Annotated in this window: 19 protein-coding genes and 1 tRNA gene; 18 read left to right on the forward strand and 2 right to left on the reverse strand. The window is 45.2% G+C overall.

The annotated features are described in order from the left end of the window. Positions 1–46: 46 nt before the first annotated feature. Positions 47–559, forward strand: a complete 513-nt coding sequence (locus tag AC5YB1_RS10135; RefSeq protein WP_494519055.1) for a type II secretion system protein — start codon at positions 47–49, stop codon at positions 557–559. Between the two features lie 488 nt (positions 560–1,047). After that, entirely contained in the window at positions 1,048–1,704 is a 657-nt protein-coding gene (locus tag AC5YB1_RS10140; protein WP_494519056.1) for a glutathione S-transferase family protein, read from the forward strand. Positions 1,705–2,002: 298 nt separating this feature from the next. Here AC5YB1_RS10140 and msrA read toward each other — a convergent pair whose 3' ends face one another. After that, positions 2,003–2,482 (reverse strand): peptide-methionine (S)-S-oxide reductase MsrA, encoded by a 480-nt coding sequence (gene msrA, locus AC5YB1_RS10145; protein WP_494519057.1) that lies wholly within the window; start codon positions 2,480–2,482, stop codon positions 2,003–2,005. A 296-nt stretch (positions 2,483–2,778) separates the two neighbouring features. Here msrA and astE point away from each other — a divergent pair, with 296 nt between their 5' ends. The 9 genes from astE to AC5YB1_RS10190 all read left to right on the forward strand — a co-directional run bounded on the left by astE (position 2,779) and on the right by AC5YB1_RS10190 (position 12,705). Beyond that, positions 2,779–3,822 carry a succinylglutamate desuccinylase gene (gene astE / locus AC5YB1_RS10150; RefSeq protein WP_494519058.1) on the forward strand — a complete coding sequence of 348 codons (1,044 nt, stop codon included), beginning with the start codon at positions 2,779–2,781 and terminating at the stop codon, positions 3,820–3,822. Between the two features lie 207 nt (positions 3,823–4,029). Next, entirely contained in the window at positions 4,030–5,208 is a 1,179-nt protein-coding gene (locus AC5YB1_RS10155) for a thiamine pyrophosphate-dependent dehydrogenase E1 component subunit alpha (RefSeq protein WP_494519059.1), read from the forward strand. A gap of 3 nt (positions 5,209–5,211) precedes the next feature. Continuing rightward, on the forward strand, positions 5,212–6,189 hold the full coding sequence (locus tag AC5YB1_RS10160; RefSeq protein ID WP_494519060.1) for an alpha-ketoacid dehydrogenase subunit beta: 978 nt from the start codon (positions 5,212–5,214) through the stop codon (positions 6,187–6,189). Positions 6,190–6,199: 10 nt separating this feature from the next. After that, positions 6,200–7,792: a dihydrolipoyllysine-residue acetyltransferase gene (locus tag AC5YB1_RS10165; protein WP_494519061.1), complete on the forward strand. Its 1,593-nt coding sequence runs from the start codon at positions 6,200–6,202 to the stop codon at positions 7,790–7,792. A gap of 112 nt (positions 7,793–7,904) precedes the next feature. Then, positions 7,905–8,972 carry a quinolinate synthase NadA gene (gene nadA / locus AC5YB1_RS10170; RefSeq protein ID WP_494519062.1) on the forward strand — a complete coding sequence of 356 codons (1,068 nt, stop codon included), beginning with the start codon at positions 7,905–7,907 and terminating at the stop codon, positions 8,970–8,972. A gap of 350 nt (positions 8,973–9,322) precedes the next feature. Then, positions 9,323–11,311, forward strand: coding sequence for a methyl-accepting chemotaxis protein (locus tag AC5YB1_RS10175; RefSeq protein ID WP_494519063.1), 1,989 nt, complete (start codon positions 9,323–9,325; stop codon positions 11,309–11,311). Between the two features lie 262 nt (positions 11,312–11,573). Then, positions 11,574–11,661: transfer RNA gene (locus AC5YB1_RS10180), tRNA-Ser, on the forward strand. A gap of 334 nt (positions 11,662–11,995) precedes the next feature. Beyond that, complete coding sequence (locus AC5YB1_RS10185; protein ID WP_494519064.1) at positions 11,996–12,187, forward strand: CopG family transcriptional regulator; 192 nt, start codon at positions 11,996–11,998, stop codon at positions 12,185–12,187. 173 nt (positions 12,188–12,360) lie between these two features. Continuing rightward, the gene (locus AC5YB1_RS10190; protein ID WP_110457673.1) at positions 12,361–12,705 is read left to right on the forward strand and encodes a zinc ribbon domain-containing protein YjdM; all 345 of its coding nucleotides are present in this window, start codon (positions 12,361–12,363) and stop codon (positions 12,703–12,705) included. A gap of 144 nt (positions 12,706–12,849) precedes the next feature. On the opposite strand, the gene cls is transcribed toward AC5YB1_RS10190, so the two are convergent. After that, positions 12,850–14,304 carry a cardiolipin synthase gene (gene cls, locus AC5YB1_RS10195; RefSeq protein ID WP_494519065.1) on the reverse strand — a complete coding sequence of 485 codons (1,455 nt, stop codon included), beginning with the start codon at positions 14,302–14,304 and terminating at the stop codon, positions 12,850–12,852. A 167-nt stretch (positions 14,305–14,471) separates the two neighbouring features. Here cls and AC5YB1_RS10200 point away from each other — a divergent pair, with 167 nt between their 5' ends. From AC5YB1_RS10200 to AC5YB1_RS10230, 7 genes are all read left to right on the forward strand, one after another. After that, positions 14,472–15,278, forward strand: coding sequence for an endonuclease/exonuclease/phosphatase family protein (locus AC5YB1_RS10200; RefSeq protein WP_494519066.1), 807 nt, complete (start codon positions 14,472–14,474; stop codon positions 15,276–15,278). 95 nt (positions 15,279–15,373) lie between these two features. Further along, positions 15,374–17,296 carry a RecQ family ATP-dependent DNA helicase gene (locus tag AC5YB1_RS10205; RefSeq protein WP_494519067.1) on the forward strand — a complete coding sequence of 641 codons (1,923 nt, stop codon included), beginning with the start codon at positions 15,374–15,376 and terminating at the stop codon, positions 17,294–17,296. Between the two features lie 704 nt (positions 17,297–18,000). Beyond that, the gene (locus AC5YB1_RS10210) at positions 18,001–19,776 is read left to right on the forward strand and encodes a DUF885 domain-containing protein (protein ID WP_494519068.1); all 1,776 of its coding nucleotides are present in this window, start codon (positions 18,001–18,003) and stop codon (positions 19,774–19,776) included. A gap of 453 nt (positions 19,777–20,229) precedes the next feature. After that, positions 20,230–20,907 (forward strand): response regulator transcription factor, encoded by a 678-nt coding sequence (locus AC5YB1_RS10215; RefSeq protein WP_494519069.1) that lies wholly within the window; start codon positions 20,230–20,232, stop codon positions 20,905–20,907. Positions 20,908–21,115: 208 nt separating this feature from the next. Then, positions 21,116–22,243 carry a M14 family metallopeptidase gene (locus tag AC5YB1_RS10220; protein WP_494519070.1) on the forward strand — a complete coding sequence of 376 codons (1,128 nt, stop codon included), beginning with the start codon at positions 21,116–21,118 and terminating at the stop codon, positions 22,241–22,243. Between the two features lie 12 nt (positions 22,244–22,255). Then, positions 22,256–22,573 (forward strand): zinc ribbon domain-containing protein, encoded by a 318-nt coding sequence (locus AC5YB1_RS10225; protein WP_494519071.1) that lies wholly within the window; start codon positions 22,256–22,258, stop codon positions 22,571–22,573. Further along, entirely contained in the window at positions 22,570–22,851 is a 282-nt protein-coding gene (locus AC5YB1_RS10230) for a YeaC family protein (RefSeq protein WP_110457665.1), read from the forward strand. The genes AC5YB1_RS10225 and AC5YB1_RS10230 overlap by 4 nt, the downstream gene beginning before the upstream one ends. Position 22,852 lies beyond the last annotated feature (1 nt).

The following is a 22,852-nucleotide window of genomic DNA, read 5'->3' on the forward strand; positions in this document are numbered from 1 at the left end:
TAACCTAACACCCTAGTTAATAATGCCACCTAAAATGAGTCTTATTATGAAACCATCAGGATTTACCCTTATTGAGCTTGTTGTTGTGATCATTGTTCTTGGCATTTTAGCCGTGGTCGCTGTTCCTAAATTTATTGGCGTGACAAGTGAGGTCTTAATCGTAGAGATTCAAGATATGGAGGGCGAATTGAAAACCGCTAATAAATTGGTATTTTCTAAAGCCGCACTCGAAGGTAAGGAAGAGCTGGCTTTCAACGATATCCATAATCAAGTGGATTCATCACTGATCATCAATGGCAAAAAGGTCAGCCTGCATTATGGTCGTATCCAGGCAACCAAGTGGAATATCTATCAAGTCATGAACATTGATGAAGCTGACTGGACAGTGTTAGCTTCTTCTGGCGTTTATGCTCAAGCCTATTTCACCCCAAGAGGTGCGCCGGCGTTTGGCGCAACTAGCATACAAGAGATGGTCGATTCTAAATGTTATCTCAAGTATGGTTTCAGCCAAGAGCATTATAAAACGCCAAATTATGAGCAAGTCACCTCAGGTTGTTAGGCCTATTTAGCTAGCGCTAGTCAGTGTTAATCTATTATGACGGCCACTCAGCTCGGATTTTACTCTTTACTTTAATCATTTTTAAGCTTCGTTTTAAATAGTGGCGTGGGATCCCATTCCACATAAAAAACCGATATCCATAGTTAATGACATAGACATTAGCCTCCGACTAAGCTTTGATTGAGCATGAAATCAGGAGGTTTTATGCCGCTCTCTGGCTAAACTCAAACGTGTACCTAAGACCCTTTATTATTGTTGTAGCAGTGCCGTTTGGCGTACCTTTGTGGGGATCTTACACTTTAATGCGGCGTTATACGGTTTAGGATTAAGGCGTCTCCCATCCAATTTGAAGATGCACCAAAAGATATGGCTGTTTGTTATTTTAGTGGTGAAGCCGATGTGATTACTGGGCCTTGTGTTCGTAGCTTAAGGTGTATAGCATGGCTCGTTTTTAAATTAACTAATTCTAAATTAACTGAGGGTTTACGATGAGTCTGATAGTCTATGGTGTGCCGCTATCGCCTTTTGTGCGTAAAGTATGTTTGTGCTTGGCCGAAAAGGCGCTGGATTATCAATTAGAGATAATTTCGCCGTTTGATCAGCCGTCTTGGTATAAAGAGATAAGCCCGCTTAACCGTATTCCTGCTATTAAAGATGGTGATTTCACCTTGGCAGATTCGAGTGTGATCTGCCAATACCTTGAAGAGCAATATCCGCAAGCAACAAGCTTGCTCGGCGACAATGCCGAGCAAAATGCGCGAGTGCGCTGGTTAGCTAAATATGCCGATGATGAGCTGGCACCATTAACCACCTTTAGCGTTTTTTCACAACGCATTATCCAAAAAAGCATGGGTAAAGAGTGTGACGAAGCCGCTGTGCAATTAACGCTGACAGAAAAATTACCGAGCCATTTCGATTACCTCGAACAGCAGTTAGCGGGTAATGATTATTTTGTCGCGGGAAAGCTCACCTTAGCCGATCTGGCTTTCAGTTGTCAGATGGTGAATATGGAGCACGCTGGTGAGACGATAGATGCGGCGCGCTGGCCATATTTGAGTGCCTTATATTTACGGGTTAAGGCGCGTGCATCGATGCAAGCCTTGTTACCGGCAGAGCAAACCATCATTGCCAAAATAACGGCCTAGTGATAACTCTCCTCTAGCTTTTGCTGGTGCAGGGCGCAACTAAGGCTTAGTTAGCCTGCGTGATCCTAACATTAGGTAGGCTGCAGTATAGGTTAGGCCGTTACATAAATGGCCATGATGGATAACTGATTGAATTGCCTTACAGGTGAGACCAAAAAGCGGCTAATAACCTAATAGGTTAGCAGCCGCTTTTTTTGGATAAAACAAACGTATTATCTCGCTGCTCCGATCAAGAGTAACTTACTGAAAGTGGCTCTAAGAACAGCAGAGCAGGCTAAATACTGCGATTAACGGCTGCTTAATAGGTCAAGTGACAACTGGGTAGATTATTCTTTTCTAAGTAGTTTTGGTGATACTCTTCGGCGCGGTGAAACGGCATCGCTGGCACGATTTCTGTGACAATTTGGCGCTCCCCCCATTTTCCGCTTCGCGCTAAGGCAAGTTTCGATTGCTCAGCGGCCGCTTTTTGCTGCTGATCGTAAAAAAAGATCGCGCTGCGATATTGATGGCCTACGTCACCGCCTTGCATGTTGAGCATGGTCGGGTTGTGATTAGACCAAAATACGGCTAACAGTTGTTGGTAACTAACTTGGTGTTCGTCATATTCAACTTGAACCACTTCAGCGTGACCGCTATTACCTTGTTTGACTTGCTCGTAAGTGGTGCGCTTATCGTCACCGCCCATATAACCACAGCTTGCTGCTGTCACCCCTTCAATTTGTCTGAAAAAGTACTCAACACCCCAAAAACAACCAGCACCAAATGTGGCTATAGCCATCTGTACACCTCATGACTTTTAATTGATATGCCTATTCACCGGTAGAGGATGAAGCGCTTAGCATCACCTTACAACTAAAATAGACGTCTAGATGGCTTTATTGTGTGGTGGCTTGAATGAGAATGCAAGCTTAATTTATCGGTTACTGAGTTATTGTGTGGTGACAAATGGCTGTCTGATCCGTTAAATGGTACTATCAGCCCTTGATAAACATAATACTAATAAATCCAAGGAGTCATGCCTATTACAGCAGATCAACATGATCTGTAAGGTATGAATAATGTAAGGAGTTTTGTGTGCCACAAGCACTAAATCTGTCGAATGACTTTTTGCAATTTACCCTCGCAAATCCAAAATCTATCCCAGAGCCGTTGACCTTTACCATAGGTGAACATACCCGCGTACATGTTTGGGATACCGGCGTGATTGCATTTGAGCCTTTATCTTGCGGCGATGCACCAGTCAAAAATATTGTATTGTCCAGTGCCATACACGGTAATGAAACCGCGCCCATTGAACTGTGTAACACGCTGATCACTCAGTTGCTCAGCGGTCAAATCATCACGCAGCAAAGGTTACTCTTTTTAATTGGTAACCCTGCGGCTATTTTAAATGGCACCCGTTTTGTCGAAGAAAACCTTAACCGGCTTTTTAGTGGGGCGCACTCCAGTGGGCAAGGACTCATCAACGCCGAGCGTGTGAGAGCCAAGAAGCTTGAACGTTATGTCGATCGCTTCTTTACTGGCGGTCAGCCTAACTCGCCGCGATATCACTACGACCTACACACCGCTATTCGCGGCTCCAAGCATGAAAAATTTGCCATTTATCCCTACCGTCAAGGTGCGCCTTATAGTGGTGAACAACTGATGTTTTTAGCCGCTTGTGGTATTAAAACAGTGTTATTTCACCATGAGCCAACCACCACCTTTAGTTATTTTTCTGCTCATAATTATCAAGCCCATGCGTTTACTATCGAACTTGGCAAGGTTATGCCGATGGGCCAAAATGATATGACACGCTTTATTGCGCTCAAAACAATGCTAATTCAATTAATTAAAGGTGAGCCTTTGGCATTACCTGCATTCGATCCTAGCCAGCTAAACCTCTATCAAGTTAATCGCTCTATCAATAAGGGTTATGATGATTTTGAGTTTACGTTTGCCAATGACGTGGAGAACTTTACCGCGTTTCCTAAAGGTTATGTGTTAGCTAAAGAGGGGGGGGCAGAGGTTAAGGTCGATGCTGCATTCGAGTCTATCGTGTTTCCTAATGCCAATGTGCCCGTTGGGCAAAGAACGGTGCTCTGTTTGGTGCCCGCAGCGGATTATCGGGTTGACTAAAGCCTTAGCGCGCTAAGGATTGTAAAGCTATATATACATCAATGTTAGATGCTAGTTATCCCCTTTAAACATGTTGGGCTTGATAGGCAGTTTACGTTAACGTAATTTAAACCTCACGTGTGAAGCATAATAATGGCCAGTGATTAAGTGTTACGCTTAATCGCTGGCAAATAAATAACAAGAAAACTCAGCTGATAAGAGAATAGTATGAGCAACACTAAGAGCACGACAGAAACTGTCCATAGGGTCAGCTTTCTTGATAAGGATTCGCTGTCAATCCCGATGTTAAAGATCCTTCAAGCAGACGGCACCACGTTTGAAGAAGCGGTATTACCTGTGATTGACCAAGCCTTAGCTGAAAAAATTCATGACACGTGCGTATTCACCCGAGTACTCGACGAACGTATGTTAGGTGCACAGCGTCAGGGCCGCATCAGCTTCTACATGACTTGCACCGGTGAAGAAGCCTCTATCGTTGGCAGCGTCGCGGCGCTCGATGATGAAGATGTTATCTTAGCGCAATACCGTGAGCATGCCGCGCTGCGTTACCGTGGATTTACCACCGAGCAGTTTATGAACCAGATGTTCAGTAATGAAAAAGATCTGGGCAAAGGCCGTCAAATGCCGATTCACTATGGTAGCAGTGCCTTACATTATCAAACCATTTCATCGCCACTGGCGACGCAAATACCACAAGCCACTGGGGTCGGTTATAGCCTTAAAATGCAGGGTAAACGTAATGTTGCTATCTGTTATTTCGGTGAAGGTGCCGCCTCTGAAGGAGATTTTCACGCCGGATTGAATATGGCCGCCGTGCTCAAGTCGCCGACGATTTTTTTCTGTCGTAACAACGGCTATGCCATCTCAACGCCGACCAGTGAGCAGTTTGCCGGCAATGGTATTGCTAGCCGAGGGGTGGGCTATGGTATGCACACCATACGCGTAGATGGTAACGACATGTTAGCTGTGCTTGCCGCTACCCAGCAAGCCAGAGCCTATGCGCTAGAGCATAATGCGCCAGTACTCATTGAAGCGATGACCTATCGCTTAGGCGCACATTCATCGTCTGATGATCCCTCTGGCTATCGCTCCAAAGAGGAAGAGGCGAAGTGGCAACAGCATGATCCCGTGCAGCGTTTTAAATTGTGGATGATCAATAAAGGTTGGCTAACCGAAAGCGATGACAGCGCACTGTATGACAAATATCGTCAAGAGGTGTTAGCCTCGGTTAAAGTGGCTGAAAAGCTGCCTGTCGTGACCATAGATGAACTGATAACCGATGTGTATGACACGCCAACGCCGCGTCTCGAACAGCAACTCAAAAATCTTAAACAACATATTAAAAAATATCCAGAGTCCTATCCAAATAGCGCAGGGAGAGTCTAAATCGTGGCAAAGATCAATATGTTACAAGCCATCAATGATGCCTTAACCATTGCAATGGAAACCGACGAAAAAACGGTATTGTTTGGTGAAGATGTAGGCCACTTTGGTGGCGTATTTCGTGCCACCTCAGGCTTACAGGAAAAATTTGGCCGCGATCGCTGTTTTAACACCCCACTGACCGAGCAAGGCATTGCCGGTTTTGCTAACGGTTTAGCCTCAAACGGCATGACCGCGATTGCCGAAATTCAGTTTGCCGATTATATCTTTCCTGCCATTGACCAAATCGTCAACGAGTCGGCCAAGTTTAGGTATCGCAGTGGTAACGAATTCAACGTCGGTGGCATCACTTACCGCACTCCTTATGGCGGAGGTATCGCTGGTGGTCATTATCATTCGCAATCACCTGAAGCTTATTTCACTCAAACCGCAGGCTTAAAAGTGGTTGTGCCACGAAATGCCTATCAGGCTAAAGGGTTATTATTAGCGTCTATTCGCGACAACAACCCTGTGGTGTTTTTCGAGCCTAAACGCTTGTACCGCGCCAGTGTCGGTGAAGTCCCTGAAGGCGCCTATGAGATAGAGCTAGGTAAAGCTGAAGTGGTTAAAGAGGGCACCGATATCACCTTACTGGCTTGGGGGGCGCAGATGGAGATCATCGAAAATGCAGCTTCGATGGCAGCCAAAAAGGGCATTTCATGCGAAATCATCGATTTACGTACACTTGCCCCATGGGATGTTGAGACCGTCGCGGCGTCAGTTAAGAAAACCGGTCGCTTGCTCATCAATCACGAAGCGCCATTAACCGGTGGTTTCGCTGGTGAAATTGCTGCCACGATTCAAGAAGAGTGTTTCTTGTATCTTGAATCTCCTATTAGCCGAGTGTGTGGCCTAGATACGCCTTACCCCTTGGTGCACGAAAAAGAATATATGCCAGATGCGCTCAAAACGTTTGAAGCGATCAAAGCATCGATGAAATATTAGGAGCGCAGGCATGATTAAAGAATTTATTTTACCCGATATAGGTGAAGGGGTCGTTGAGTGCGAACTGGTCGAATGGTTGGTAAGCGAAGGCGACATGGTGGTTGAAGACCAACCCATTGCCGATGTCATGACCGACAAAGCCTTAGTGCAAATTCCCGCACCCCATGCAGGTATTATCAAAAAACTTCATTACAAAAAAGGCGATGTCGCGAAAGTGCATGCACCACTCTACTCGGTGGAGCTGGATGATATTGCTGAGACTGAATCATCGGAGGAAGCGGCCGTTAACTCAGCTAGCGTTCAAAATAATTCATCGCAAGATAATGCCAGCACAAGCGCAGTGGGCACCGCCATTGAAGAGTTTTTACTGCCTGATATTGGCGAGGGGATTGTCGAATGTGAATTAGTGGATTGGTTAGTCAAAGAAGGCGACATGGTGGTTGAAGACCAACCCATTGCCGATGTCATGACCGACAAAGCACTGGTGCAAATTCCAGCCATAAAAAGTGGCAAGGTTGTCAAACTGCATTATCGCAAAGGCCAACTGGCTCAAGTGCATTCACCGCTATTTGCTATCGAAGTGGAGGTGGAGTCGGCGCCTGCAGTTCAAGCTATGTCGCCATCGCATGCCGCTAGTGCTCATAATGCGGCGACAGATAATGACACCTTAGACGTCGAGGGGACATTACCAAGCAATGGTAAAGCACTCGCCAGCCCAGCGGTAAGACGTTTGGCGCGCAGTTATGATATTGATTTAGCCAAAGTGCCTGGTACAGGCAAACATGGCCGCGTCTATAAAGAAGATGTCGAGCGTTATCGTGGTGGCGAAGCGGTTAAAGCCAAAGCGGCTAAAGCTGCCAGCAGCGCCGAGCAGATCGCCACACCTGTGAGCCATCTACCTGAGCGAGTCGAACCTATTCGTGGCGTTCGCGCCGTGATGGCGAAGATGATGATGGAGTCGGTATCGACCATACCGCATTTCACCTATTGTGAAGAGTTAGACTTAACTGAGTTAGTTGCCCTGCGCGAATCGTTGAAGCAGCGTTATTCTAGCGATGAGTTAAAACTCACTATGATGCCGTTTTTTATGAAAGCGATGTCGCTGGCCTTAAGTCAATTCCCCGATATTAATAGCCGCGTGAATGACGACTGCACCGAGCAGACTTTCTTTGCTTCGCACAATATAGGCATGGCGGTCGACTCGAAAGTGGGTTTATTGGTGCCTAATGTGAAAGATGTGCAGCTTAAATCGATTCTTGACGTGGCCAGTGAGATCACTCGGTTAACTAAAGATGCGAGAAGTGGCAGGGTGAGCCCGCAGGATCTTAAAGGTGGCACCATTTCTATCTCTAATATTGGTGCATTAGGCGGCACCGTCGCAACGCCTATTATTAATAAACCTGAGGTAGCGATTGTGGCGCTGGGTAAACTGCAAACGTTGCCGCGCTTTAATGCGCAGGGCGAGGTGGAGGCCCGTAGGATCATGCAAGTCAGTTGGTCGGGTGATCATCGCGTTATCGATGGCGGTACGATTGCGCGCTTCTGTAACTTGTGGAAACAGTATCTTGAGCAGCCTCAAGAGATGCTGCTGGCCATGCATTAACAAAAGGTTTTTTTGAAAAAGAGCGCCTAGCGCTCTTTTTTTTTAATGCTATTAATCTTTGGCCCGAATTAAGTATAATAACGCAAATTAATCCACTACTTTTGGTTTAAGCATGAGTCAGTTAGCTCCAAGTATTGCAAACATTCAATATCCATTTCCCGCTAAACCTATTCCGCTAAATGATGAGCAAAAACAGCATCATAAGGCGCGTATTAAGCAGCTTTTAAAAGAAAAGGACGCGGTATTAGTGGCCCACTATTATACCGATCCAGAGATCCAGGCATTAGCTGAGGAGACTGGCGGTTGTGTATCTGACTCACTTGAAATGGCGCGTTTTGGGCGTGATCATCCGGCTAAGACATTGATTGTAGCTGGGGTTAAATTTATGGGCGAAACCTCAAAAATCTTGAGCCCAGAAAAAACCGTGTTAATGCCTACCCTAGATGCAACTTGCTCATTGGATGTCGGTTGTCCTATCGAAACCTTCAGTGCTTTTTGCGATGCTCATCCTGATCATACTGTCGTGGTTTATGCCAATACGTCTGCAGCGGTCAAAGCCCGCGCCGATTGGGTGGTCACATCTAGCATTGCACTGGAAATTGTCGAGCATCTAGATAGCGAAGGTAAAAAAATCATCTGGGGTCCAGACAGACACTTAGGCAGTTACATTGCCAAGCAAACTGGCGCCGAGATGTTGATGTGGCAAGGTGAGTGTATTGTCCATGATGAATTTAAGGCCAAGGCCTTGCGCGAGCTTAAAGCACTGCACCCAAATGCAGCCGTGTTAGTTCATCCAGAGTCACCCGCCAGTGTGGTCGAGTTAGCCGATGCGGTGGGCTCAACCAGCCAGCTGATTAAAGCTGCACAATCAATGGATAACGACACTTTTATTGTGGCAACCGATAAAGGCATTTTCTATAAGATGCAGCAAGCTGCACCTAACAAGACATTAATTGAGGCGCCCACTGGTGGTAACGGAGCAACGTGCCGAAGCTGTGCTCATTGTCCTTGGATGGCGATGAACGGCCTACAAGCCATTGAGGCAGCGTTAAGTGACAGTGACAGCGCACAACATGAGATATTTGTCGATGAGTCATTGCGTCAAAGGGCGCTGTTGCCCTTGGACAGGATGCTCGACTTTGCCAAAACGTTAAATATGCAAATTAAGGGTAATGCTTAACGGCATAAGTTGCCGTTTAAAAATGGTCGATAAGGCAGTTAATTATCCAACCGCTGAGCAAACTTGATTATTAAGCAAATAAAGCGCCATTAAAGGCGCTTTTTTTATGTTTAAATTTGCTCTAATTCGGCGCAGTACTAGACCAGAGACTAATTGTGCTTGCTTGATTGAAGTGCTAAAAACAGTCCCATTTGGTGCGCCTGTCGCTGATGTTTTACTGACATTTAAATGTCATGCTAGTGTTTACAAACCCAGGCGCTATGCAGTGATTGACGAGATAATATTACGGAGCGTCTTACTCAAATGACAATACAATGGCTTAAAAAATGCGGTGTTATGGGTAACCAATCATGAATATGCAATGGATAAGTAATCTTTCAATTAAAAACAAGCTATTACTGGTGATAGTGCCACCTATTCTTGGGGCATTATTTTTTGGCTTATACGTTGTTTATGGCCAATACCAAATGCAACAAGGACTGAGTCAAATAGAAACTCTGGCTGAGTTTTCACAAGTGAACAGTAATTTAGTCCATGAATTGCAAAAAGAGCGCGGCATGAGCGCCGGATTTCTTGGATCAAAAGGTCAAGCATTTGCCGATAAGTTGCCTAGTCAACGTCAGCTAAGCGATCAACAAGTTGATACATTTAGATCCTTTACCTTAAACCATGCGATCCCACCTGATTTTGCAACTCAGATGAACAGCGTTAACAGTATGCTGAGTCAACTCGATGAGGTGCGCCGCCGTATCGATCAACAGACCATTAGTGTGGCAGAGGAGGTGCAGTATTATAGCGACCTCAATACGGCATTATTAGCGATTGTCGACCACGCCAGTCAGCAGGGGGATAGCCGCGCTATTGCCATTCAATCTGCTAGTTTCGCTGCCTATTTGCAGATGAAGGAGCGTGCTGGTATCGAACGAGCCGTATTGAGTGCCACGTTTGGTAACCCCAGTTTTAAGCCCAATATGTTTCTTAAATTTGCGACACTAGTATCAGAGCAAAATACTTATAAAGAGCGCTTTTTGGCATTGGCGACACCTAAAGTTAAAATGGCGTATCAACAACTTGCTAACTCTTCAGTATTTACCGAGGTTAACCAGTTACGTAGCATTGCATTTAGCCAAGACCCACAGCAATTACAAGCCAACAGCTCACCTCAATGGTTTGCCAAGTCGACCGCGAGAATAGAAGCCCTTCGGCAATTTGAACAGCGTTTATCTAGCGATCTGCTTGCCGATACTCGTAGTGCTTTGACTCAAGCCACCACCTTGATGATCAGCGCCATCGTGTTGATGCTGACCTCTGGTTTAATCGTGATTTTGTTGTCATTGCTTATTGGCCGTTATCTACATGGCTCACTACGCAGCCTATATAATAAAGTGACCGAATCGCAGCAACATTTTGACTTGAGCGTAAGGGTCGATATTGTTGGACGTGATGAGATTGCGCAGTTGGGGCAAGCGTTTAACCATATGATGGCTGATTTTGATACGGTTATCGGTTCGGTGCGCACTAATACCAAAGGCTTGCTCGATGCTTGTCAAGAGATGGAGGGCTACGCGCGTAATATGCGCGAAGATGTCACTCAAGGTCATAGTGAAGTGGATCAAGTTGCTTCTGCAATGACGCAGATGAGTGCCACGGTGCAAGAGATTGCTCAAAATGCGGTGCAAGCATCAGAAGCGTCTGCAAAAGCCAATAAAGAAGCCCAAGAGGGTAGTCAGGAGGTGGAACGTACGGCTCAGTCTATCAATCAGTTGGCGATTGAAATTGATGAAGCGGCGCTCGCCATTAATCACCTTGATAAAGATATTAAAGGGATTGTCGATGTGCTTAGCGTGATCAGTGGCATCGCCGAGCAAACCAATTTATTGGCACTTAATGCCGCTATTGAAGCGGCTCGTGCTGGTGAGATGGGCCGTGGGTTTGCTGTGGTGGCCGATGAAGTCAGAAGTCTGGCTCAACGGGCACAGAGTTCGACAGAAGATATTCGCAGCATGACAGAGCGCCTAGAGCGAGGCGCTCGCCTAGCGGTAAAAACGATGGAAGCGGGCAAGGCGCGAGCTGAAACCAGTGTTGTGGAGTCTCGCCGCGCAGGTGAAGAATTAGTGCGTATTGTGCGTGAGGTCAGTGTCATCGATAGCATGAACGAACAGATCGCCGCGGCAACACATCAACAGTCGGCAGTCTCTGAAGAGGTGAATCAAAATGCGATGAAGATAAGTGAGATTTATCGTAACACCCATGATGTATCCGATAAGCTCAGTCAACTTAATGAAGCCTTACTTAACGATGTCAGTGCGATGTCACAACTCGTAAGTAAATTTAAGTAACTCACTTGCTAGTGAGTAGGGCGGGCGATTTAGGTTTTCATCTGATGATTTGCATATGCATCATTTTGTGCCCTACAGAACAGATCTTAGATATTTTAACCAGAGCCTGACCAGAATAGGACAGGGAAATAGGGGAACTGGTGAACTATTATGCAAATGCTTGACGCTGTTGTTTTATTGCTTGACCCTGTTTAGTGATTTGCGTAAAGTGTCGCTCCGTTAGCCGCATCGAATCCTAAGGATCCGATAAAGTTGATGATACGGTGAGATGTCCGAGTGGCCGAAGGAGCACGCCTGGAAAGTGTGTATACGGTAACGTATCGAGGGTTCGACTCCCTCTCTCACCGCCAAATTAAAAGAACGGGAATCAGTAACTTACTGGTTCCCGTTTTTGTTTGGTGCCTTTTCGTAATTTTCACCACTTTCTCTTTACCTTTTCTTGTTCGAATATCTTCCTGTTCTGCTCGCTATCGACCTATTGGCTCCCTAGCCACACCTAGCTCTTTTAGTGCCTCCGATCTATCTGAATCGGTCATTCAAGCTTGTAGACGCGATGTCAATATACATTACTGATTAACTCGTCTGAATAGTTGTCTTTTTAGAGTCAACTTATTGCAATGGTAGGCATTCAAGGGGGGATTGATTATAATCAGATGATAATGTTTAGGTGTAGGTCTACTCTCAATGGAAAATAAAACAGCGCGATTTACCGTATTACTCGATCCCGCCAAGAAACAAGCTTTTGAGCAGCTTTGCGCGTCTCAAGATTTAACCCCATCGCAAGTGGTGCGCCAGCTTATTCGTGGCTACCTTGAGCAGTATGATGTGAGCTATGGTCAACAAAAGCCGATTCATAATCCCAAAGTGAGAAGCTAATTTAGTTTTACAGCATTGTCACCAAAGTTGGCTAGCTGAAACATGATAATTTTATTATAATACTATTATCATTTTTGGTCAGAGCGAACGTCAAAGGCATCATGTATGCGAGGCGATTATTGCTATAGATAAAGCTTTGACTGTTATATTTTGTAAATTAAAGAGAATTAGTGATGAGCGATATAATCCCACCATGCCCAAAATGTGAGTCTCCTTATGCGTATTCAGATGGCACGCTATTGATCTGCCCTGAGTGTGCGAATGAATGGAATCCCAACGAAGAGATCGTTGATCCAGATGCCATCATCTTAAAAGATGCTGTGGGTAACCTATTGGCCGAAGGTGATAAGGTCACGTTGATCAAAGATCTTAAAGTGAAAGGCTCTTCACTGGTACTTAAAGTCGGTACTAAAGCTGTCATTAATCGTTTCGTCGATGGTGATCACGATATCGACTGTAAAGTTGATGGCAATGGTCAAATGATGTTGAAATCGCAGTTTGTCAGAAAACAAAACTAAATTCTTATTAGTTTTACTGTTAAAAATACCTGCAATGAGCAGGTATTTTTTTGCCTGAAATTAACTAATGAAAGTGCAGATATGAGCATTTTTAAAGGTTCTTAGCTAGGCTATTCATCGGATAATGGATGTAACGCCCCCATATCATAACAAGGGACTAAACAGATAAAATAGGTGTTCAATAAAGCGTTTATAAAGCGCTCTATTTTGCCAGCGAGTTAAATTGAGCTGCTCAGCATTATCAATATATTGCTGTTGTAATTGGGCTAATTTAGCGGCAAAAACGACATCATCAACAGCAAGCGTGAGTTCAAAATTAAGCCATAAACTGCGCATATCCATGTTAACTGTGCCGATAAGGCAGTGTTCATCATCGATCATTACCGATTTGGTGTGTAGTAGACCGCCATGAAATCGATGAATTTTAACCCCCGCTTTAAGCAACTCACCAAAGAAAGAGCGACTGGCCCATTTCACCATGGTGGAGTCGTTTTTACGTGGAATGATAATATTCACATCGACGCCGCGGTGAGCGGCGGTAGCCAATGCGTCGAGTAAGTTTTCACTGGGCACAAAGTAGGGGGTGGTGATAACAATTTTGCGTCGAGCTTCATAAAGACTTTGCAGCAACACTTGATGGATCACCTCTTCTGGCATCCCCGGCCCCGATGGGATCACTTGTACCAGAGAGGTTGAACAGGGCAATAAATGCCCATCAATAGGTTGCTGAGGCAACTCGCGCTGGTTGGTTTCCACTTCCCAGTCCCACGCGCTCACTGCGCTGACAACTGGCACCACGGGCCCTGTGATACGTACCATGACATCAATCCATTGGCCCACACCTTGAGTTTGCTTAAAGTATTGCGGATCGATGAGGTTCATTGAGCCGGTATAAGCAATGGTATTATCGATAACCACAATTTTTCGATGCAGACGTAAATCCAGACGCCGAAAGAACATTCTCAGTGGACTCACAGCTAATGCGCCGACGACTTGAATGCCATGACTGCGTAGTTGACTTGGCCATTTGGATTTGAAAAATTGGCGGCTACCGGCAGCATCAAGCAGCAGCTTTATCTTCACTCCTCTAAGGGCTGCGCTGATCAGGGCTTGGGCCACATTGTCGGCTTTACCACCTGGATGCCAAATATAAAACTCCATGATGACGCTCTGTTGGGCGGCATCGATATCGGCAATGATTGAGTTTAAGATCTGCTCTGGCGTATGTTGTAGCAACAGGTTGTTGCCGCTTAGAGAGGGAATAGCCAGTTGGCTGTCACACAATTTACTAATCGAAACACCGTAGTGACTTTGACAGTGTGGTTGGTGTTGAGGATGCTGGTACAGTTTGGCAAACCACTGGCCGTAGGGCCTAAACATCGCCTTAGACCGGCTGGCCCTTGATTTCCCTAAGTGCAACTCGCCAAACAGCATGTAAGCAACAATACCGATAAAGGGAAGAAAGTAGATAACCAGTAACCAAGAAAATGACACCCCAATGGTGCGGCGTTTAATCACTACACGTACAGCCACCGCTCCCAGTGTTAACCAATAGAGCAGTACACCCGCAATGGTCAGTATTTGATAAAAATTTTCCATAATTGTGTGGCACTTAGCCTTGGTTGTTGTAATGGAGCACGCTATGCTTGATTGTACTGATTAATCATAATAAAACGTAGCTATACACACAAATTCGAGTGAATTATAGGCTTAAGTAAGGAAAGTGATTGGTTTCAACACGAGTAAAAGTAGGCTTAGGGGCCATAATGCTTCTATTGCCATTGTGTTATGTTGTTGTCGTGCAGCAGCTTAATGGAAGTGCCGAGGTGATGATGAGCCAAGTTGAGCCGATGTTTGTGTCACAATGCCAGCATGCCGCTTCGTCAGAGGCATTAGACAGAGAGGGCTTACTCAATATTGCGGTATGGAATATTTATAAACAACAAAAACCGCAATGGCAGGCTGTGTTGCAACAACTGACGTCTCAAAGCGAGTTAGTACTATTACAAGAGGCGCGTTTAACGCGGCGTTTTGCCGGCTATTTACAACAACAGCAACAACATGTAGTGATGGCAAAAGGGTTTAAGTGGTTGAATGTGCCCATGGGAGTGATGAACCTCTCTTGGCAATCGGCCTATGAAGCCTGTGCTTTTCAAGCCCGAGAACCGCTTATCCGCTTTGCTAAATCGACCTTAATTGCTCAATATCGGCTGTCGAATGATCAATCTTTATTGGTGATTAATTTACATGGGGTGAATTTTGATTGGCGCCTTGATACTTACCAAGCTCAGTGGGAGCAGATCATTAAAAAAGTAGCGCTACACCAAGGGCCGGTGGTGCTTGCCGGTGACTTTAATACTTGGCGAGAGGGGCGGTTACGCGTTGTCGCTCAGCTTACTGAGCGGCTTAAATTGAAAGAAGCTAAGTATCATATTGATCATAGGCACAGAGTCTTTGGCTTACCGTTGGATCACCTTTATTACCGCGGCTTAACGTTACTTGAAGCCGAGTCATTTAAGACTAAGGCGTCAGATCACAACCCCATAGTGGCTAAGTTTGCACTGACCCCTTAGCGGGTTCTTATTGATATACGCAGCGATACTTGCCAATTCAAGATAGGCTAGGCAGACTGGCCTCCTTTAGGGCTTCTCAGTCATAGGCTTTTATTGTGCAGCAACTTTTACAACAGTATTTTGGTTTCGCTACGTTTCGCCCAGGTCAGCAGCAAGTGGTTGAAACCATTATGGCTGGTCGCAGTGCAGCGGCTATTTTCCCCACAGGCTCGGGTAAGTCTTTATGCTATCAATTACCCGCGTTAGCGTTACCGCATTTAACCATTGTGGTGTCACCTTTATTGGCCTTGATCCAAGATCAACTGGCTTTTTTGCATCAAAAAGGCATCGCGGCTGCAAGTATTGACTCCACCCAAACCCATGAACAAACCCAAGCGGTTATGGCAGGGATCCGCCAAGGGCAGATTAAGATTTTAATGATCTCTGTTGAGCGGTTTAACAATGAACGCTTTCGGCAATTTATCGCTAATGTGCCCATCTCATTTCTGGTGGTCGATGAAGCCCACTGTATTTCAGAGTGGGGGCACAATTTTAGGCCCGATTATTTAAAACTACCTCAATACCAACATGATCTTGGCATTCCTCAAACCTTGTTGTTAACGGCAACAGCCACACCACAAGTGATTGAGGATATGGGGGCTAAATTTAACATTCCCCGTGGTGATATTGCGCTAACCGGATTTTATCGTGCTAATTTACACCTTAATGTGAAAGGGGTGAGCGGCAAAGATAAGCTAGCGACATTGATTGACTGGCTACGACCTCGTCAGGCTCAGCACGGCATTGTCTATGTCACCTTACAGCAAAGTGCTGAGCAGGTGGCCAGTGCACTTAATCGCGCCAATATAGCGGCTAAGGCTTATCATGCGGGTATGGAGAGCGATGTTCGTCAAGCCATACAACGTGATTTTATGGCCGGAAATTGCCCGATCATTGTGGCGACCATCGCCTTTGGTATGGGGGTCGATAAACAAGATATACGATTTGTAGTGCATTATGATCTGCCTAAATCGATAGAAAACTATGCTCAAGAGATAGGACGAGCCGGACGCGATGGCTTACCATCTGACTGCTTAGTCCTTGCCAACACCGATAACCTTAATGTGTTACAAAACTTTGTGTATGGGGATACGCCCGATAAACAAGGTATCGCTTCTGTGTTACATGAAATCGTACAAGCCAAACAACAGTCGTCACAATGGGAAGTGATGCTCAATACTCTCTCAATGCAATCTAATGTGCGCCTGTTAAGCTTAAAAACCTTATTGGTGTATTTAGAGATGCTTGAGGTGATCAAACCCGCTTTTAGCTATTACGCCGAATACCGTTTTAAGTTGTTGTGCAGTGAAGACGAGCTTATTGCACGCTTTAGCGGTGAGCGTCAGGCATTTGTGCACGCATTGCTCTCTAGTGCTAATAAAGCCAGAATTTGGTATACCATCGATTTTAATGCGCTGAATCGGCATTATCCGAGTGACCGAAGCCGGGCAGTATCTGCTATCAATTATTTTGAAGAGAAAGGCTTGATAGAATTGCAAACTAAGCAAATGACCGAGGTTTATCAACTGCTTGAGTTTGATCAAAATATTGATGCTTTAGTTGAGAAATTACATCTGCAGTTTTTACGTAAAGAGCAAAGTGAGATTACGCGGATCCAAGCCATGGTTGATATGCTAGGCAGTGACCATTGCTTAACCCGCAGATTGTCAGCCTATTTTGCCGATGAACAGTTGACGCAAGACTGTGGTCATTGCTCGGTATGTATACAAGGTGCGGCCGTGTTACCCCATAACACCAGATTGACGCCACTTGCGAGCAAACCTTTTGCAGCGCTGTGTGACGGATTGCTGCGCCTATTAGGCGATCGAGCCGATGCCAATATGTTAGCCCGTGCCTTATGTGGTTTACCCACGCCTTTATTTACCAAACTTAAATTACGCCGCGATCCTAATTTTGCCGTGCTAGAGTCTTATCCGTTTGCCGACGTGAAAGCCTGGTGCCAGCAACATTTAGGCTAGTGCGCTTGGCTACTGCAGTCATCATGTATCGCACTGCAAGTGCTTTATCAATAGGGTTTTTATTGCAATAAGCTTGATTGAATCGCTTTTGATTAAATAGTATTTAATCAAAAGCATTTAATTGAATAGCTCTTTATTACAATTGGGCTTTGGGTCAGCTAGAGCCTTAAATAAAGCTGAGCCTGATTCTGACCTGACACTCAAGTGTACTGGCAGAATCAATTTTGCGATCTATAGCAATAATGTGGCCATATCAACAAAGGGCTGTATCGACAAAGGGGGTAGGCCTGATAGCCACTGTAAGGCATTGATTATAGGCTGTAGATTGAGTAGGTTTTTTGTAACAATCTTTGTCAATATTAACCCTTTAGCTGCAATTTATCCGCTAACGTGATTAACTCTGGCGGCGTTTGACCTAAATTAAGCTGTATAGAACACATGGGTAATTGGCTATTAATACGTTTAGCACGTTATATCACGCGGGCTTTAGGCAAAGGTTGAAGTCCTGCTGTTATCTCTTTAATGCCAACCACTAGCAATGCCGCTTATGATTTATCTTTGACGCGAGTCATGGTGATAAAAGTGTGGGTCAGTAACGCTTACAGATAAGCATCAGTTTGGAGCTAAAGACAAATACAGCGCCAAATGATTAAAAACTCAAAATAAACTAGAACAATAAACTAAAACCTATTAGGGAAGCCAAGATGAAAAAATCCTTTCTCGCTGCGGCCGTTGTGCTCGCATTAGGCGGTTTAACCGCCTGCCAACATCAGGCCGTTACACCGAGCTCGCCTGCCATGACGCAAGCGGCACAATATCAATTTGAGCAGTTTTCACAGCAATTTATCGATGCACTTTGGCAGGAGTCGCCAACGTGGGCATTGTACAGTGGATACCATCAATATGATGCACAGTTAAAAGTGCCTAATGCGGCCAATCGCGCGTTATCACTGCAATTTATCGAACAGCAGTTGGCGCTACTCCAGCAGTTTGAGCCGCTATCACTGTCGGCGAATCAACTGATCGATTATCGCCTGATTGAAAATTTGCTGCTGCGGGATAAATGGGAGATAGAGACCTTTAAATCATGGCAATGGGATCCGTCGGCTTATAATGTCGCTGGTGGCTTTGCGCAGATCATCAATGAAGATTTTGCGCCGCTTGATGAACGCCTGCGCTCATTTTTAGGCCGCATGGAAAATGTCCCCGCTTATTATGTTGCCGCGCGCGCTAACATTAACAATCCGACCCTTGAACATACTCAGCTGGCTGTGATGCAAAATGAAGGAGCGTTTGCGGTTTTCTCTGATGAACTGCTGGATACGGTTAAAAGCTCAGGATTAAGCGAGCAAGAAAAAGCACTGTTTGTTAGTCGTTTTAACGCGGCAACTAACGCCATTAATGAACATATACAATGGCTTAAATCATTAGAAAGTCAGCTTGAAAAAGAGGGCGCGCGTAGCTTTAGGATTGGGGAGGCGCTATATGAGCAAAAGTTTGCCTTTGATATTCAGTCAGGCATGACAGCAAAGGCATTGTATGAGAAAGCGTTAGCCGATAAAGATCGCGTTCAAGCTGAAATGGCCAAGATCACCGCTCAGTTGTGGTCGACTTATTTTACCACGCCTATGCCAAGCGACAGTACGGTGGCGACTCGTCAGCTGATCGATAAGTTGTCGGCCAAACATGTTAAACGGGAAGACTTTGTTGATGAGGTGCGTGCACAAATTCCTCAGTTGGTTAAGTTTGTCAACGCTAAACAGTTAGTCACATTAGATCCTAACAAGCCGTTAGTGGTGCGTGAAACACCTGAATACATGCGCGGTTTTGCGGGGGCTTCTATTAGCGCCCCAGGGCCTTATGAAAAGTCCAGCAACACTTATTACAATGTGACGCCACTCGATGACATGAGTGATGAGTCTGCTGAAAGCTATCTACGCGAATATAATCACTGGATTTTACAGGTTCTCAATATTCATGAGGCGATCCCAGGTCACTATACTCAGTTAGTTTATTCTAATGAGTCGCCAAGTTTAGTCAAAAGCCTCTTTGGTAATGGCGCTATGGTCGAAGGTTGGGGGGTGTACACTGAGCGTATGATGCTGGAAGAAGGTTACGGTAATTTTGAACCAGAAATGTGGCTAATGTATTACAAATGGAATCTGAGAGTCATTGCCAACACCATTTTAGATTATGCCATCCAAGTCAAAGGCATGACAGAGGCTGAAGCGATAGCACTGATGACGCAAGAGGCGTTTCAGCAGGAAGCCGAGGCGCAAGGTAAATGGCGCCGAGCGACATTGAGCCAAGTGCAATTAACCAGTTATTATGCCGGTTACCGTGAGATTTATGACTTTAGAGAAGAGTTAAAGCAGGTCGAGGGGGATAAGTTTGACCTTAAATCTTTCCATGAGACCTTTTTAAGTTATGGCAGTGCGCCAGTAAAATACATTCGTCAGTTGATGTTAGCGCAGCAGTAACGGCTTAATATGCATTAATCTTGTGACTTGCTATAGCAGCAGCCTCTGAATCGCGATTCAGAGGCTGCTTTTTTATGGCATTTTTATGAGGAGTTTTGACTGCATTTTATCGTTCTGAGTCAATCAGCACTAAGTGCTTTTTTATAGAGCTTAAGAGTCTAAGAGGTTACTGGCTGCAGGTGTTCACGGCCGCCTAATGTCGATAACCTACTTATTATCGATAGCCTGCCAAATATTGAGCGCAATGATAGTGCTTATACGGCTGGAGTGTTTTAGGTGCAAATGTTGGCTCGCTACTGTGGGGTATTTTGAGCTCAGGTAGGAAAAAGGGTGAGGATTGTCACGATGTGATTAAATCTTGCTTAAAAGCAGCCACTGTATATAGAAAATTAATGGCTTCGCATACTTAAAAGAGGTAACCTTAATGATAATTGTTATCATTAAGGTTGATGGATGAGCAGGGTATTACTTATCGATGACGATCTGAGCGTAAGACAGATCGTGGCTCAAGCCTTGTATTCACAAGCTTGCCAAATTGATCACGCCAGTACTGGCAAAGAAGCGCTAGACAAAGTTGAACAGCTGCAACCAGAACTTATCATACTCGATATTGATATTTCCTGTGCAGACGGCTTTGCGTTCTTAACATCTCGCCGCGATAGTTTGCCTGTCATTGTTATCTCCTCTAATGATAATGAAGAGACTCGCATCAAAGGCTACGAGCTAGGCGCTGACGATTTTATCGCAAAACCTTTTAGCACTAGAGAGTTACAGGTCAGAGTCGCCGCGTTGCAGCGTCGAATTCAACTGGCTCGTACTCAACCTCGGCCACAACGCTGTGTATTTCAGCAGATGAACTTTAATGAACTCGATTACAGTATTGAAGTGGATGAGCGCCGGGTTACTCTGACACACACAGAGTTTAAGTTGATCAAATACCTGTTTGAGCGCAAGGGAGAGGTGGTCACCAAGCAGGAGTTACAACGTGCGGTGCTCAAAAAGGAGTTAGGTCAGTTCGATCGTAACCTCGATATGCACATCAGCAATACGCGTCGAAAGCTCGCCCAGACCAATCTGCCCAAAAGCATGATTAACACGGTACGAGGACAAGGGTACAGCTTTGCAAGTTAAATGAGCTATTTGATCAAGATTGATGGTTTTTTGTGGTGGCGACTGCGAAAGTGAGCCAATTTAGTTTATCCTATGGGCATTAATATCAAGCGTACTTATAATCGGTGTCGGGCGTAACCATAGTCTGATCAGTGGGTGCATTTGATTGATAAGCGGATTTCAAATAACAACGCTGCCCTATGCGGCGATATAATATGAAGGAATGGATATGCGGATCAGTGCCAATTTCGATGGCGGTAATATTGATGTCATCAATCAAGATAATATAAATGATATACAGCTGGCGATCAGACCAGATGAAGGCGGCGAATTTTTTCAGTGGTTTAACTTTAAGTTGCAGGGCACTGTCGGCCAACACTATACCCTTAATATTATCAATGCCGGCTCAGCATCGTACACCAAGGGTTGGGAAGATTACCAAGCCGTGGCCAGTTACGATCGCCAGCAGTGGTTTCGTCTGCCAACCCGTTATCAAGACGGTAAGTTGACCATTGAGGTTGAACTCGATTGTGACGTTATTCAAATCGCCTATTTCGCGCCATACAGTTATGAGCGTCACCAAGATCTGCTCAGCACCGTTCAAGTACATCCTTTGGTGTCGCTAGAGCACCTAGGCCTCACACTTGATGAGCGCGACATAACCTTAGTCAAAGTCGGCGATGAAGATCCCGATAAAGCTAATATCTGGATCACCGCTCGCCAACATCCTGGTGAGACCATGGCCGAGTGGTTAGTTGAAGGCCTGCTGACCAACTTACTCGACGGTGATTGCCCGACAGCCAAGGCATTGTTAGACAAAGCTAATTTCTACATAGTACCGAATATGAATCCCGACGGCGGCGTTAGAGGTCATTTACGCACTAATGCTGCGGGCGTCAACCTTAACCGCGAATGGCAAACCCCTTCACTGGAGAAAAGCCCCGAGGTGTATCATGTTGTGAACAAGATGCAGCAAACTGGGGTGAATTTATATTACGACGTGCATGGTGATGAAGGCTTACCTTATGTCTTTTTGGCCGGTTGTGAAGGCGTGCCGCGCTTTAACGATAAGATGGCGCAGTTACAGCGTCGCTTTGTCGATGCTTTGCTACTGACCAGCGCCGATTTTCAAGATAAATTTGGCTACGATAAAGATGAGCCGGGCAAGGCGAATCTTACGGTTGCCTCAAATTGGGTAGCCGAAACCTTTGGCTGCTTGTCCAATACCTTGGAAATGCCCTTTAAAGATAATGCGAATATGGCTGATCCTATGTCGGGTTGGTCGCCAGAGCGCTGTATCTATTTAGGTGAAGCCTCGTTGTTGGCCATGTTGGCCGTGGTTGACGATATTAAGTAATGGAGGGCTGATATGGCGTTAATACAATGTCCAAATTGTAATAAGCGCATATCCAGCCTAGCGAAAACGTGTCCTCACTGCGCTGCTAAATCCAGTGGTGACAATGAATCGCTTAATCGGATAAGCCATATTAAACGCAGTAACCAGTTAATGAATCATAGTTTTTTTGCTATGACATTATTCATCGCTGGGGTGGTGATTTGGTTTTGGGGCGGAGAGCCTGCCGAAGGTGCGCGGGCCAACATTGCTGGTGCGTGCGTAGTGTTTGGGTTTGTGGGTTACCTCATTGCCAGAGTGCGAATAGTATTACATAAACGGAAAAGTGTATGAGTGACATTAATAAAGTAATCGATGAGATGCCAGATGAAGTGTATGCGCGCTTATTAAGCGCTGCTGAATTGGGCAAGTGGGATGATGGCAGTGTGTTGTCTGATGAACAAAAAGAGCAAACCTTACAACTGGTGATGCTCTATCAGGCAAGAAGGTTAAATCAAACTGACCATTTTACCATAGGTAATCAAGGCACCTTAAACGAGCTGTCTAAAGCAGAGCTTAAAAAACAGTTTAAAGGCGAGAGCATCGCCGCGTTTAAAGCCGAAGAATTATAAT

Source organism: Shewanella sp. 433 (assembly GCF_059338565.1).